The organism is Zunongwangia endophytica, from assembly GCF_030409505.1.
Taxonomy (GTDB): Bacteria; Bacteroidota; Bacteroidia; order Flavobacteriales; family Flavobacteriaceae; genus Zunongwangia; species Zunongwangia endophytica.
The window spans coordinates 1,337,946-1,354,636 of record NZ_JAUFPZ010000002.1; the positions used below are offsets into that span (position 1 = coordinate 1,337,946).

Genomic DNA, 16,691 nt, shown 5'->3' on the forward strand with positions numbered 1-16,691 from the left:
TTTTCCTTTATTTGAATAATAATTGTGCATACTGATGCAAACATCTGCGCCAAGTGAGCCACTCATGAGCAGTTTTCGGCGATTCGTAAAAAGTATACTGTATCCCTTTATTTTCTAGCATTTCTCTAAAATCACCCACGGTTTTAAAGAACACTTCAGGCTCTTTAGTTCCGAGACCAAGCCAAAGTACTTTCAGCTTTTCATTTACCTCATCGGCATCTTCAAAAGCTCCATTCAGAAATATGCTAGTATCAATTTTTTTATTCCCAGGATAATTAGACGTTCCGCTAAATCCACCGTAGTAAGAAAACAGGTTTAAATTGTTCATTATGATTCTCATCGTCTGATTGGCACCCATGGATAATCCGGCAATGGCACGATATGCTCTACTGGCTTTTGTTCTAAATTTTTTATCAATATTAGGAATAACCTCATCGATAAGCACTTCTTCAAAGGCAGATTTTGAACGTCCTTCCTGAGCATTTTGTTTTGCGCCCGATTTGTAGGCATATCCATTATCCATAACCACTATCATCCTTTTAGCTTTTCCGGAAGCTATAAGATTGTCCAGAATCAAATTGGCATGTCCCTGGGAAGCCCATCCGGTTTCATCTTCAAAACTCCCGTGCTGTAGATAAAGTACCGGGTAGCGCTCTTCAGAATTTCCGAAATATCCTGGTGGTAGATAAACAAAATTGCGGCGCCAACTCTGAGTGATTTCAGAAAAATAAATATTCTCTGTAATACTGCCATGTGGAACATCTTTCATCACATAAAACTCCTTATCGTGAGCCGGAATTTCAATAGCGCTTCCCCATCTACCAGCACCATAATAATACTTTGAACCAGGATCTGGAACAGACGCTCCATCTATATTTATCTGGTAATAATGAAAACCTTCATCCCGGGGAGCCGATTCTCCAATCCAAATTCCTTCATCATTCTTTTCGAGGTCATATTTTACTCCGCCAATATCAAGTTGTACATTGTTAGCCTGTGGAGCTTCTATGCGTACTCTTACACGACCTTCAGAATTCACCTTCGGAAATTCTTTTCCCGGCTGATTCACCGATGAAGCCTGAAAATCTTGCTTTACCTTATCATCGGTTTGCGCTGAAAACGGCAAAGAGAAACTAACAAAGAAAATAAATATTAGGAGCTGAATTGGTTTCATATCTTTTAATTGAATACTAAAGGAGCTAGTTCATGAAGGCTTCGTCTCCAGGTTTGAAATTCATGTGCAGTACCTTCTGAAATATAACTAACCGCATTAAAACCAGAGGCTTTCAAATCCTCTACTGATTTTTTAACCGCCTCGGGACGTTCTTTACTTCCACAGCTTATAAAAACAAGTTTTACATCTTTATAATTTTGTAAATCTTCAGGAGTATACGTTCCCCCGCTTAAAAGGGCATAATAAGAAAATACATCAGGTTTATTTAAAGTAATCATTTTGGTTTCCATACCACCCATAGATAGACCTGCCATTGCGCGATGTTCTTCATCGGCTATGGTCCTGAAATTTTGATCTACATAAGGAATAAGTTCATCTACCAAAACGGTTTGAAAATTTTTGATATCAAAGTCTTTTAACCCGCCCCATTTAATTTCATTGGTCATTCCATATGTCATTACGATTAGGAAAGGTTCTATTTTCCCTTCAGCAATAAGATTGTCCATTATAAGATTAGCATGTCCCTGATTGCTCCATGCTGTCTCATCTTCACCCCAACCATGCTGTAAGTATAAAACAGGATAGTTCTTATCTGAATTTTCATAATATCCCGGAGGGGTGTATACAAAAGCACGACGAGAAGTTTTTGTACTTGGCGATGGAAAAAGAATTTGATTAACACTTCCATGAGGAACATTCTTTAAAGCGTAAAATTCTTGGTCGTGTGCCGGAATTTCGATACCACTTTCCCAACGAACCGAGCCATAGTAATTCTTTGCTCCCGGATCGTTAAAAGTACCACCATCTACATCTACGTGATAATAATGGAAACCTTCGTCCATAGGTCCCGCAGTAGTTCCCATCCAAACTCCATGTTTATTTTTTTCAAGTTTAGTACCACCCTGACCGCCTAGTCCTAAGCTAACCCGAACACTATCGGCTGCGGGAGCTACAATTCTGAAACGGGCATAACCCTGTGAATTTACCTGAGGATATTCTTGCCCCGGCTGATTTTTGGTAGAAGGTTTAAAATCTTCTTTAATTTCTTGGTACTGATTTTGAGAGAACCCAGAATAACAAAGCAGCGTAATTACAAAAACTAAAATTTGATGTTTCATAATGTTTTTATTTGTTGCTAAATAATAAAGGAGCAAACGTATATAAATCGTGCCTCCATACTGGCCAGGCATGCCCGCCAGGATATTCGCTATAGGTAAAATCTATATTCATTTCATCGAATTTTGACATCATTCTTTTTCCATTATCATAGGCAATATCTTCTTTACCTCCCTGAGAAATATAGAAGTGATCGAGATTCTGATTGATTTCATCTGTATTCTCTTTCATAAATTTATATTGCACCTCGGCGATCTTATTATCTTTTCCAATCCAGCCCGAACTAAAAACACCAAGAGAGGAAAAATGATCGGTGTTGGGAATACCCGCGTAAAGAGTTTGTATACCACCCATTGACAAACCGGCAAGTGCTCTGCTTGCTGAGCCATCGGCAGCACGATACTTGTTTTGAACATAAGGAATCACCCCTTTAAGCAATTCATTTTCAAAAATTTTTAATCCGTTCTCATCAAATGCAGCAACTGGCATGTTCCCATCTGGCATTATAATCAGCATAGGTTTTGCTTTACCTTCCACAATTAGATTATCGAGGATAAGATTCGCTTTTCCCTGTTGAGCCCATCCACGTTCATCCTCTCCTCCACCATGATATAAATAAAGAGCAGGATATTCTTTATTCATATTTTCTTCATATCCAGGTGGGGTATAAACATAAAATGTTCTCCAGCTATTCAGCACCGGAGAGAAATACTGTTCCTTTCTTATATCTCCATGAGGAACATCTTTTAATGCGTAATAATCATCGCCCTTAAAAGGAATTTCGATGCCACTGGCCATTCTTCCCATTCCATAAAAGCTTTCGCTATTGGGATCGGCCACAGGAACATCATCTATAAGAATAGAATAATAATGAAAGCCTTCACTAAGGGAATCTGTAGTAACTTCCCAGATTCCATCTTTATTCTTATCCATATCATACTTTCGTCCCAAATCTACTTTTACGTCTCTTGCTTCAGGAGCCTTCAGCCGCAAAACTGCCCGGCCATTAGGTAAAATCTGAGGATACTTAGCACTTCCCACATTGGTAGATGCTGGTTTCCCCAACAGACTGTAATCATTAAATTTTGATTTGTCTACCGACTTAAATATCATTTTAGCAAACATATAAAGTCCGTTTTTCCAAACTTTAAAATCGTGTACCCCTGGTTCTATATAATAAATATGAGGGACATCATTTTTCACCAAATACTCATGAGTTCGCTCGCTGAATGGCAATAAATTATCGGCTTCTCCACAGGAAATCCACAACAGATTTAATTTCTCTCGGGCTTTTTCGGGATCTGGAACCAGTTCCTTTGGTGCTTTAGTATTTGGCGCAGATGAAAAAGCGCCTACCCAAGAAAAAGTATCAAGATTGCCAAGACCAAAATTCAAGGTTTGTCCTCCACCCATTGAAAGACCAGCTATTGCTCGATTTTCCCTATTTTTCTTAACAGGGAAATTCTTTTCTATATAAGGAATTAGATCTTTTAGAAGATCCTTTTCAAAATTGGCAAATGCCGCTACTTTAATACTATCAAAAATATTTCCTACAGCACGATCATCTTTCATAGCCCTTCCATTAGGCATCACGACTATCATAGGTTCAGCCTTTCCGTCAGCATATAAATTATCTAGAATAACCTGTGGATTTCCACCACGTAGCCATTCCTTTTTATCGCCTCCGATCCCATGCAACAGATAAAGCACAGGGTATTTCTTGTTTTTCGAATAATTTGGTGGTGTATAAATTAAAGCTTCTCGATTTGTTCCTACCGTTTTCGATTTATAGCTTATGCTGTCTATGCTTCCATGAGCAATATTTTCTCTTTTCTGGTCAAAACCTTCAGGAGCTTCTCTTTCCAGCCGTTCAAAGCCTGTTACCTTCAGCATCTTTTCAGCATAACGTCTACCGAGCTTTCGATAACCTTCAGCTGTAAAATGTAGATGGTCGTTTACGGCAGTGCAGCCTTCAGAAGAAACCACATAAACATTAGAGAGAACTTCTGGAAGCTTAGCAATAATAGTATTCATGCTGGCACAAGAACCTCCTTCTTCTTTAGTAACCATCTCACCGGCCAGTAAAGGAGTTTTTTTAGGATCAAGCTTCAAATCTTTAATAAGATTATTATACACATCCTTCACTTTGGAAGGCCATTCTTCATCCCCGGTATTTGATTCACCTTGATGAAGCAAGATTCCCTTAATTACACCACTCTCTTGGGCAATTTTCCCCATTTCAACAAGTCTCTTGTAAGGGTTTCCATCGTATTCCTTAACCATATTCTTTAGCCAGCCCGGCGCCGAATCTACATATGACTGGTAATTTTCCTTATCAAAAAGCTCGATCTTACAACCGCCAACAGCAACATTTATCACTCCAACTTTAATACTATCTGGCAGATTTTCTACCATCTTCCTACCAAAATAATCTGTGGGAGTCAATCCACTGTTACACCGGCACAGCGGTGGTTTGGCGGTATACCATTTCCCTTTTTTACGATCTAGATCTGGACAGTCTACTGCAGATAACACCTTGAAACGTTCACTGATAGCTATCGTGTCTTGAGGTTCTACTTTTGCATGTCCTTCCATATTAGACTGACCAAAAGCCAGATAAATATGAAAATTAGGATCCTGTGCTTTGGCATTGAATGCCAAAAGCAGCATAGAAAAAAGTAAAAATATTCTGGTTTTCATATTAGTTGATTTTTAATTCCATTTTTTTAAGTTGGTTGGCGTCTGAAGAATTTCCATAGAAAATCTCATAAACGCCCGGCATTATTTTCATGGCTCGTGCTTTCTTATCATAAAATTCAAAAGAATTTGAAGCCAGATTAATCGTTACATTTTTCGTTTCATTTGGCTTAAGATTTACCCTCTTAAATCCTTTTAAAGTTTTAATAGGTCCTTCTTCAAGTACTTTTTTATGAACATACACCTGTAGAATTTCTACACCTTCTTTTTCTCCTTCATTACTAACAGGAATGGTAATACTAACCGATGCAGAAGTATCAATTTCATTTTTTTCTAGATGAGCTTTACCAATTTTGAAACTGGTATAACTAAGACCGTGTCCAAAAGGGAAAAGAGGTTTATCTTTCATGAACCTGTAAGTTCGGCCGTCCATGGAATAATCTTCAAAGTCTGGAAGTTGAGTGGTGTCTTTATAAAATGTTATTGGTAATTTTCCAGAAGGATTATAATCGCCAAATAATACATCTGCTACTGCCTGCCCACCAGATTCACCTCCGTACCATGCCTGTAAAATAGCATCACAGGACATTGTTTCTGGTACCAGACCAATCGCTGAACCTGAATTATTTACGAAAATGACATTTTTCCCTGCATCCTTCAGCGCCTTTAGACACTTTCTTTGTACCGAAGGAAGCGCAATATCTGTACGGTCACCTCCTTTAAATCCAGGATAAGAAACAGGCATTTCTTCACCTTCCAATTTTGTAGAAAGACCGCCAACAAAAATTACGGTCTCTATCCCCTCCAGTTTTTTAAGAAGATCCTCATAGTTTACAGGAATTTCTTTTCCAAAATTGAATTCTAAATTGGCCTGCCAGTTATTAAGCTGGGCATAATGAATTTCGATTTTATACTTTTTGCCTTTTTCAACCTTATATGGGATTTTAGAAGGTAATGTGCGCCAGTTATTATAGCTACGTAGTGATTCACCATTTACAAAAAGTTCGAAATGGCCTGTAGCTCCAAAGTTAAAAGTAATTTCCTGATCTTTTTCAGGAACATATTCAGTCTCAAATTTCCCAGAAAAACCTTCAAGTTTTACTCCGGAAGCAAATTCGTGCTGCCCCGCTGTGGTAAGTTTTATAGGATTTACAATTTGTTGGGTAGCTACTACTTCCCCGGTATAATCAGGAGTATTCCAATAGGTCGCCTTAAATCCAGGTTTCCCATCAGCCGTAATTTTAGAGAAATAACTTTGTGTCACCTTATCTTCAACCAGATCACAGGCTTTATCATATACAATACTATTTTTACCAATTTTAGAAGCAATTCCATCCAGAATGCTTATTGTTCTTACTGGCGTACCATTATAATTTCCCCAAAGCATCGGTTCATCATCTGAGTTAGGCCCTATAACTGCAATTTTATCCTGACCTTTGCTGAGTGGCAGAATATTATTTTTATTCTGAAGTAAGGTCATTGACTCCCGGGCCATTTTTAAAGCCAGCTGCCGATGTTCTTCATTATTAATAACCGATGCTGGAATCTGGGCATAAGGAACAATCTCATCGGGATCCATTTCACCAAGTTCAAAACGGCCAATTAAAACTCTCTTTACACTCCTGTCGATATCTTCTTCTTTAACCAGTCCTTTCTCTACAGCTTCTGGCAATAATTTATAATTATGATTATCCCACTGGCACTCTACATCTGTACCGGCCAGAACAGCTTTTGCTGCGGCATGCACCGCATCTGATGATACATTGTGTGAGGTATAAAAATCCTGTATGGCACCACAATCTGAAACCACAAGATGCTCAAAACCCCATTTTTCCCGTAATATTTGCTGAAGTAGCTGATCACTGCCACAACAGGGCTCATCGTCTAAACGCTGGTAAGCGCACATTACCTGGCGTACATTGGCATCCTGTACCAGTACTTTAAAAGCAGGCAAATAGGTCTCCCAGAGATCTCGTTGGGATACGTTATTTAGGTTAAGTTCATGACGGCTCCACTCTGGCCCCGAATGGACCGCATAATGTTTGGCACAAGCCAGTAATTTCTTGTATTTCGCATCTTCTGGCCCCTGTAATCCTTTCACGACCTGAACTCCCATTCTTGAAGTCAGGTATGGATCTTCGCCATAAGTTTCCTGCCCGCGTCCCCAACGCGGGTCTCTAAAAATGTTGACATTGGGTGTCCATACGGAAAGACTCAGGAAACGCTTATTTTCTTCTCCGTTCCGAAGAGCCTCGTGATATTTCGCACGTACTTCATCTGAGGTTGCATCAAAAACCTGATACACTAATTCATCATCAAAAGAAGCTGCCATTCCTACTGGCTCTGGAAAGACAGTTACATCATCATTATTTGCAAAACCGTGTAAGGCTTCACTCCACCAGTTAAATTTTTTAATGCCAAGACGGGGAATTGCTTCAGAAACATCAAACATCAGCGAGGCTTTCTCTTCTAATGTTAATCTGTTCACTAAATCCTCAGCACGTTCTTCGGGACTTAAATTAGGATTCTGATAGGGTTTTTGCTGCGAAAAACCCAGCATCCCAAATAGCATAAAAACTACAAAAACAAAGGAACTTTTTAGTCTAATATTATTCATCATCTGCAAGTTTTATGAGATATTCTTTTCCTGCTTCTGTTGCCAGATCATATTCATAAACCGGTTTTAATTCAGGTGCTATTATAGTTGCAGCAGAAGAGATGAGTGGCTCTTTAGTCTGTGGAAGTTTAAAAAGTGAATTAGGATTTACACCGGTAGCTTTTTTTAATCCATCACCTGAAAGCGGATAATAGGAGCGTAATCTACAATTTCCGCCAATTGCTGAGACAATATTAATCCTAATCGGTTTATTGTCTTCCCAAGTGATATCTACTTCAAAATCCCCTCTGGTTTTTAAGCCCTTTACTCTTCCTTTATTCCATGAAGAAGGAAGTGCAGGTAGAATATGAATCGCGCCATCCTGACTTTGCAACAGCATTTCAGCAATACCTGCGGTACAACCAAAATTTCCATCGATCTGAAATGGTGGATGAGCATCAAAAAGGTTAGGGTAAGTTCCACCTTTTTCACCATGTTCAGCCTGTCGACTTGGTGTTAACTGATCATAAATAAGTACCAACGCATGATCACCATCTAAAAGTCGCGCCCATAAATTCACCTTCCAGCCCATTGACCATCCGGTAGATTCATCACCACGAGCCAGCAAAGAATTTTTAGCGGCAGCAAATAATTTTGGATTGCGATAAGGAGAAATAAGATTAGAAGGAAAAAGTCCGTATAAATGCGAAACGTGCCGATGCTTGTCATCTTGTCGATCCCAGTCTTTCATCCATTCCTGCAATTGCCCCCAACTACCAATTTGCATTGGTGCTAGTTTAGGAATGATATTTTTTAAAGTATCTGCAAGTTTAGTATCCTTTTGTAAAATTGAAGAAGCCTCGATTACATTTAAAAAAACGTCGTTCACAATCTGGTTTCCCATAGTAGTACCCGCTGCCAGACTTGAGCCGCCAGGGTGTCCATTTTCAGGAGAATTAGAAGGATTTACTACCATCCATTTATTAACGGGCTCCTGTTGTAGGATATCTTTGTAAAATAGCGCCGCGCCTTTTAGTATTGGATATACTTCTCTTAAAAATTCCCGATCCCCTGTAAACAAATAATGTTGCCATAGATGCTGACTAAGCCATCCACCTCCATGTGGCCAAAGACCAAAAAAAGGGCCATCCACCACTCCGGTAACTCTCCATATATCCGTATTATGATGCATATTCCAACCTCGAGCATGATAGGTTTTTTGTGCTGATTCTTTTCCAGTTTCAGAAACATCTTTAATTAACCCGAAAAGAGGTTCATGCATTTCGGAAAGATTAGTGACTTCTGCAGGCCAGTAATTCATTTCCGTATTTATGTTCACGGTGTATTTACCGTCCCAGGGAGCATTAATTTCCTTATTCCAAATCCCCTGAAGGTTGGCAGGTTGCGTTCCCGGTATCGAGCTAGAAATTAAAAGATAGCGCCCAAACTGAAAATATAGCGCGATAAGCTGCGGATCGTGATTTTCATTAAATTCCTGAAGCCGAATGTTGGTTGGTTTCTTTATAGCTTCTGAAGTTCCTAAATCGAGTTGTACCCTGTTAAAATAGTTCTGATACTTGGCAATGTGGGTGTTTAGAGACTTATCAAATTCATCTTTATACGCCGAGTTCAATAACCTAACGGCCTTGTTTTCTTCATTTTCAGAAAGATCCTTATAGTTTTTAAAATTGGTGGCTATAGAGATGTAAATTACCACACGGTTGGCTTCACTTATTTTTAAACTGCTATCTGTAGCTACAATCTTTCCACCTTCGATTTTCGGCTTTGCAATTGCAAGAAATTTCACTTTCCCTGTTTTACTTTCTTGATCTGATGAAGTACCTGAAAGCCACACTTCATCATTTTTAATCTGAATAGCATGATTTTCTTGTGGGCTTTTTAAGCCCATTTCAAAAGAAATTTTTCCTGGTTTACTTGCAGTAAGCTCTACCATAATCACATCATCTGTAAAAGAAGAAATGATACGGCGTTTATATTCAATACCACTTATTTTATAAGTAACTGTACTAAGAGCTTTACTAATATCTAATTCCCGATGATATTCTTGAAAATCATCAGAATTAGGAAAATTTAGAATTAAATCACCTACCGTCTGGTAGCTCATTCCGTTATTGTTATCTTTTTGTGAGAGATATTTATCTGCTAGTTGTTGGGCTTTTTGATATTCTTCTTTAAAAATAGCTCGCCTAATCTCCTGTAAATGATCTTCACTTAGATCCACCACGTTATTTCCGGGTTCTCCAGCCCAGACAGTTTCTTCATTTAATTGAATGGTTTCAGTTGCTATTCTGCCATAAATCATTGCTCCTAAACGACCATTCCCAACTGGCAAAGCCTCTTCCCAAATTTCAGCAGGTTCATCATAATTTAAAGTCATTAAAGTATCCTGAAAACCATATGCCTTGGAGATTCCCAATAGAAATAAAATACTTAAAAATTGCCCAAATCTCTTCATGATTTTATATTGCAAACCGTGTATAACTTCGAGGTAGAATGAGATAAACTTTAGTGCCTATATAGAAAGCAATTTACTCGAATATATACTAGATATCTTTCTCCGGGTGTTACAAATACTTTCAACTATGTTACATTTCAGATCTGTTATAAGATCAATTTAGAATTAACTTGCTAAGAAGGTGTAATATGATAACTGTAACTAAAAAAGCGAGTCCTGAATATGTTTTGCAATTATTCTTCCCTTCTCTCCCTAATTGAACAAAACAGCACCTATTAAAATAAGCAGCCTCTTTGATTTAATTTAAAGAAACTGCCTATTTCTAGTCTAAGTATATCAATGTCACAAAATAGTTATGTTCTATTTTCACTAATATCCAGGATTTTGATCCTCACTATTAATATTATCATTTGTATTTAATTCAACCTCTGGAATGGGAAAAAGGTTATGAATACCTTCTTGATAGCCAAACTGTCCTAACTCCTGTTCTGCAAGCCCCCATCTTACTAAATCGGGAAAACGTACTTGCTCTCCTGCCAATTCAACTCTCCTTTCGTGTACAATTGCCTGAAAAACTTCCTGTTGATTAAGTCCATCTTGTAATAATGGCATATCGACACGATCTCGTACCTCATTAATATATCCGATTGCTTCAGCTTGATTTCCTAACTCATTACTCGCTTCTGCCATCATAAGAAGTACATCGGCATAGCGAATTACATTCATATTTATGCCAGATTGCAGATTTTCATTAGTTCTTTTATAATAGTTTTGATATTTTCTCCAACCTGCAGGTCGGTCTAAGCTAATTTCAGTAATAACACCTCCAGCATAAGTATCACCCACAGTATAGAAACTTTCATCAAAACGTGGATCATTCTCTTCAAATTCAGCTCTTAATTCATCTGATGGGTATGCATTGAACCAATCAAACATTCCATAAGACTGACCTCTTAAGCTAGATTCATTTCCTCCTTCTCCATTCACATCGGAATTCCAAAAAGCCCCGTTAGGCATAGACTCGTCATATTCTACCGCAAAGATAGCTTCAGGACCATGTTCTGTTTCTTCCTTAAAATTGTCAAAATAATTTTCAGCCAATGCATACTTTCCATATAAATTTTCAAAAGCATTCATTGCCTCTGTATAATTTTCACGATATAGATAAACTTTCCCCAAAAATGCGTAGGCCGCACCTCGGGTTGCTCTTCCATTTTCTTCTTCAGCTTTAGGTAATAACATCTGAGACGCATCTTTTAAATCGGTAATAATCTGCGCATAAACCTCTTCAGAAGCAGTTCTTGGAAGCCCTTGTCCACCTTCTGGAATAGTTGTAATTAATGGTACATCTCCAAACCTTGACACCAAATTAAAATAATATAAAGCACGAAGAAATTTTGCTTCACCTATGTATTTATCTTTCAGTTCCTGACTTAAAAGAGAATTTGGGATTGCATTGATCCTATCTGCATTTTCTATTACAAAGTTGGCTTTATTAACTCCTCTAAATTCACTATCCCAAAATGCCCTAACCAATTCTGAACTGGCGTCAAAGGAAAAATTTAAGAATATAATTTTATTAGCTTCCTGCTGTATATTGGCAGTATTATCATGTGCCATATTATCCATCATATAGTAATAATTTCTACTATATGAACCTATCGTTTGTAAACTGGCATATACCGCATTTACCGATGCTCTAACCTGTGCTTCATTCTGAAAAAACGTTTCAGGAGAAAGTTGAGTCGGATTATTCTGCTCTAATTGGTCTGTATCACAGGAAACCCAAAATAAAACAGAAATAAAAATTATTGTAATTTTATATATTTTCATCATAACTTTATTTTTAAAATGCAACTTGAAGACCTATTTGAACAGATTTTGGTTGTGGATAATTTCCTCGATCTATTCCAAGCTCAAAATTGTCTCTGCCTGCACCATTGTTTAGTGAAACCCTTCCAATTTCTGGATCAAGACCAGAGTAATTTGTTAAGGTTAATAAATTTTGCCCACTTAAATACACTCTAAATTTCGAAAAGGTATCATTAAAAAATTCGGACGGAATAGAATATCCTAACACCAAATTTCTTAATCTCGTGTACGAACCATCTTCTACAAATCGATCGGAAGCATTAGTATTTTGTGTAGCTCCCAATGCTCTAGGTATAGAATTGGACGTTCCCGGCCCCGTCCACCTTTCTAATACCCGGGTACTGGCATTAAATGGTCTTGTCATTCCTTCTAAATCATAAATATTGGTATTAAATACATCATTACCTATCGAACCATTTAGAAATAAATTCAAGTCAAAGTTTTTATAATTTGCATTAAAATTAAATCCGTAAGTAAAATCTGGGTAAGGATTTCCTATTTTAGTTTTATCATCTGAATTAATTTGACCGTCATTATTTAAATCAACGTATCTTATATCTCCAGGTTGGATACTTTCCTGATTTGGATTAGCCGTTAATACTTCATCAATTTCCGCTTGTGTCTGATATATTCCGTCAGTTTTATACCCATAAAAATAAAATAGAGGATCTCCTACAGATATCCTTGACACAAATTCTCCTTCAAAATTAGCACCGGGTATTGAAGGAACACCACCAAGAGATATTACTTCATTTTTAGTAGTTCCGAAATTAAGATTAGCAGACCATGTAAAATCCCCTTCATAATCACTATATCCTAAATTAGCTTCTACACCACTAGTTTTGACAGAGCCAACATTCTCTGTAATAACCGGATCATTATAACCTAAGGAATAGGCTAACGGGCGGTCGATTAAAAGGTCGTCACTTTTATTATTATAATATTCTAAAGAAAGTGTGAATTGGTTATTGTTGATTCCCACATCCAAACCTATATTTCGCATCTCAGTTTCTTCCCATTTTAAATCAGCATTTCCCAAACCATTTGCAGTAGTTCCCTGAACTGGAGAACCTCCTATGGGATATATAAAATTGGTTAATAAAGTAGAGCTATATCGATAATCACCTATATTATCGTTCCCGGTAGTTCCCCAGCTACCACGAAGTTTTAAGTTATTAAATATAGAGCCATCCATAAAACTTTCTCTACCTAAGTTCCATCCAGCAGATACAGAGGTAAACCATCCCCATCTGTTACTTTCACCAAATCTTGAAGATGCATCTCTTCTAAGCGATAAGGCAAAGAGATATTTTTTATCGTAATTATAGTTTAATCTTCCTAAGTAACCTATACGTACATATTCTGAAGAGCTCGAGCCGAGATCAGCGCCCTCTAAAGATAGTTGTTCTACATTATCTGAAATTTCATTTCTACTACTCGCATTAATAGATTCGTTTTTTATAGTTTGTTGCTCTGATAGTAATAAAAATTCAACATTATGATTTTCTAAAAAAGAGTCTTTATAAGTTAAACTATTGGTATAAGTTAAGGATTGGTATATCCCTGTGTTTTTAGTTATCTGTGCATACGGAGTACTATTTGTAGAAGTTTCATCATCACTATAGGAAGGTATAAAGTTTGTATTCTTAAAGTTGCTATAATCTAATCCTACCTGAGATTTAAACGTAATTTTATCGAAAAACAAATATTCTAAAAAAATACTTCCTATTATATTTACAGAACTATTACTTGCATCACCTAAAGTTTGAACTCTTACTGGATTTTCAGCATCCTGACCATCAATAGAACTACTAGGTCCCTGAAAGCCTCCTAAATTATCTGGATTATATACAGGTAAATAAGGTGCAATTTTAATAGCATGTTCTATGATAGATCGTCCTCCACTATCCCTTTCTGGATTCTGTTCATCAAAAGAAACACCTAAAGTTTCTCCAATAGTTAAGTTTCCAAAATGGAAATTACTGTTAGCTCTAAAATTAAATCTTTCATATCCTGTTTCAATAATAGCTCCTTCCTGCCCAAGATAACCTCCAGAAAATCGATAATTACTATTTTCATTCCCGCCAGAAAGCGCTAAATTGTAACTTTGCATTAGTCCGGCTCTAAAAATTTCATCTTGCCAGTCGGTATCATTATCAATAAAATCTACATATTGAGAATCTGATACTCTTGTAGGCGTAGCATCTAATTCTCCCAAATACTGTATATACTGTTGAGTATTTAATAAATCATAACGAGGAGTTATAAAATTAACCCCCGAATATGCATCAAAGTTCAAGGATGCCTTTTGACTCCCTTTACCTTTTTTGGTAGTAATCAAGACTACACCATTAGATCCTTTAGAACCATAAACCGCTGTTGTGGCAGCATCTTTTAAAACCTGAATATTCTCTATATCATTAGGATTTAAATCTCCCATACCAGAAGAGATAATACCGTCAATTACATATAAAGGTGAATTGTTATTTGGAGTTCCCAGACCTCTAATACTAATCACTGGTGAATTTCCAGGAGCTCCACTGTTTACAACGTTTACTCCCGGCGCTCTACCCTGCAAAGCCTGATCCGCAGTAGTTACTGGCACACTGGCAATTTCTTCGGAATCAATAGATGAAATAGCGCCGGTAACTTCTGAACGGTTTTGAGTACCATATCCTACCACTACAACGTCCTCTAACGATTGCGTATCAGGCTCCATAGTAATATTAATCTCTGTTCTGGAATTTAACGGGATCTCCTGAGTTTGATAACTTAAGTAACTAAATACAAGTATTGATCCGGTTGGTACATCTTGGAGTTCATATCTACCATCAAAATCTGTGGTAACACCCCTTGATGTTCCTTGAACAATAACATTTACACCAGGTAATGGCCCGGCATTATCCTGAACTAATCCTGATACAGTAATATTACCCTGTTGAGCGGTAATCGCTTTGCAGAAAAGTAGCAGCATCAAAAAAATAAACCTGAATAAATATTTCCTCATAATAAAAACTTTTAATTATTTAAATCAACGCAATCGATTTCTTATTTTTTAATTCATTTATGACAAACTAATTAATATTTTCACTGTCTAATAGTTTAATTGACTACAAGTTTAATTATTAAAAATCAAATCGTCAAGAAAATATCATTTTATTTTAATAATACTTCATTCTATACATTTATTTTTATTAATTAAATAATAACTACAATATTAATTGCATTAATCACGGAAAGATCTAAATGCAACCGATTGCATTAACAAGCTTTTTATTATTACAAATAAAATTATAGAAACTACAACAATATCATCTTAGAAAAGTTCTTAGTAAGAAAGAATGCTATTATTGATGTTGAAAACAGTAGAATATTAAGTATTATAGAAATACATTATTTTTCCGTCTTATAATAACACCTTGTAAGCAATGTGCCGACCACATCTAGAGAATGCTTAAAAATTTTAAATTGATTCCCTCTTTTATGATTAAAACAATGACAGTTCTATAGCCTCCCCCATCACTTCATAACCTTTTTCATTTGGATGTAAATAGTCCCCAGAATGTAAACCGTTAGCGATCACATTCGGTTCTTCGGGATTCTCCAAAACTTTAGCAAAATCGATCACAGCATCAAATTCTCCACTAGTTCTAATCCAATTATTCACTTTTTGTCGTGCCTGTTCTCTAAATTCCTTATAATAGAAAGATTTTTTAATAGGGGTTATCGTCGCGCCATACACCTTAATGTTTTTAGTATGCGCTTTCTTGATCATGGTTTTGTATGCTTCAATCAGATTATTAGCCACCTTAAAAGCGGCTGTACTATCTGGTGTTCCTCCAAGATCATTTACCCCTTCCAGAATGATCAAATATTTCACTGCGTTTTGATTTAAAATATCGCGATCAAATCGGCTTAAACCTGTGGGACCTAATCCACCTTTTAAAACACAATTTCCACCAATCCCCATATTAAGCACTCCTATATTTTTTGTTTCTGAATGCTGAATTAACCTCTTGGCTAAAATATCTGGCCAACGATTTTGTTTATTAGTCCCAGATCCACGGCCATCGGTGATCGAATTTCCCAAAATCGCAATGGCTGAAGCATCTTTTCCTGCCATAACATCAAGAGTATTTATCACATACCAATGATCTGTAGTTATCGCATTCTCAAAATCATTTTCTTTAATATTCTGGTTTCCTTCGACTAAATAAGAAGTTGTCCTAGAACCAGGATGTCCGGTAATTTTTTCTGAAGTTTCACCAAATTTTATAGTAATCGCTAATCTGTCCCTTGGCTCAAATTCAAAGGCAAGTGCATCAGAGAATACTGCTTCTCCGGCAGGCATTATAATTTCAGGGCTTCCATTAAATTCCAATGTTTTCACCGTTGAAATTTCAACAAGGGGTTGCTCCTTTACTATTGCAATCTCTACAGATTTCATTTCAACCGGCAGATCACTAAACTCATTAGAAAATTTTAAACGAATGGTTTTTCCTCCCAAAGACGGACTAATAATTTGGCGTAAGGTGTTGCCTGTTAATCCCGGTGCCGGCGGAACGTTTCTTGATTCCACCAATTGCGGAGCGGTACTCCAACTGCCAACCCATTTTTCTTGATTTTCACTACTATTTTTTGAAATAGAATTAAAGGTTCCACAAGCTATTAAAGACATTAAAGATAATGCTACGAGCAGCTTACGCTTTGCTCTAAAACTTTTTCCGAATCTATATTTTAAATGTTGTAACATTCTAAAA

General features: G+C 36.9%; 8 protein-coding genes. All 8 read right to left on the reverse strand.

Annotated features, from left to right (window positions below; all coding sequences use genetic code 11):
* Window positions 1-7: 7 nt before the first annotated feature.
* Window positions 8-1,174 carry an alpha/beta hydrolase-fold protein gene (locus QWY91_RS06025; protein WP_290232591.1) on the reverse strand — a complete coding sequence of 389 codons (1,167 nt, stop codon included), beginning with the start codon at window positions 1,172-1,174 and terminating at the stop codon, window positions 8-10.
* 5 nt (window positions 1,175-1,179) lie between these two features.
* Complete coding sequence (locus QWY91_RS06030) at window positions 1,180-2,292, reverse strand: alpha/beta hydrolase-fold protein (protein ID WP_290232592.1); 1,113 nt, start codon at window positions 2,290-2,292, stop codon at window positions 1,180-1,182.
* 7 nt (window positions 2,293-2,299) lie between these two features.
* Window positions 2,300-4,990 carry an alpha/beta hydrolase-fold protein gene (locus QWY91_RS06035; RefSeq protein ID WP_290232594.1) on the reverse strand — a complete coding sequence of 897 codons (2,691 nt, stop codon included), beginning with the start codon at window positions 4,988-4,990 and terminating at the stop codon, window positions 2,300-2,302.
* A 1-nt stretch (window position 4,991) separates the two neighbouring features.
* Window positions 4,992-7,607, reverse strand: coding sequence for a xylan 1,4-beta-xylosidase (gene xyl3A, locus QWY91_RS06040; protein ID WP_290232596.1), 2,616 nt, complete (start codon window positions 7,605-7,607; stop codon window positions 4,992-4,994).
* Window positions 7,597-10,059: a glycoside hydrolase family 95 protein gene (locus QWY91_RS06045; RefSeq protein ID WP_290232598.1), complete on the reverse strand. Its 2,463-nt coding sequence runs from the start codon at window positions 10,057-10,059 to the stop codon at window positions 7,597-7,599. Before QWY91_RS06045 ends, xyl3A begins: the two co-directional genes overlap by 11 nt.
* Window positions 10,060-10,428: 369 nt before the next feature.
* The gene (locus tag QWY91_RS06050) at window positions 10,429-11,895 is read right to left on the reverse strand and encodes a RagB/SusD family nutrient uptake outer membrane protein (protein WP_290232600.1); all 1,467 of its coding nucleotides are present in this window, start codon (window positions 11,893-11,895) and stop codon (window positions 10,429-10,431) included.
* Window positions 11,896-11,905: 10 nt separating this feature from the next.
* Entirely contained in the window at window positions 11,906-14,938 is a 3,033-nt protein-coding gene (locus QWY91_RS06055) for a SusC/RagA family TonB-linked outer membrane protein (protein ID WP_290232603.1), read from the reverse strand.
* A gap of 480 nt (window positions 14,939-15,418) precedes the next feature.
* Window positions 15,419-16,684, reverse strand: a complete 1,266-nt coding sequence (locus QWY91_RS06060) for an SGNH/GDSL hydrolase family protein (protein WP_290232605.1) — start codon at window positions 16,682-16,684, stop codon at window positions 15,419-15,421.
* Window positions 16,685-16,691 lie beyond the last annotated feature (7 nt).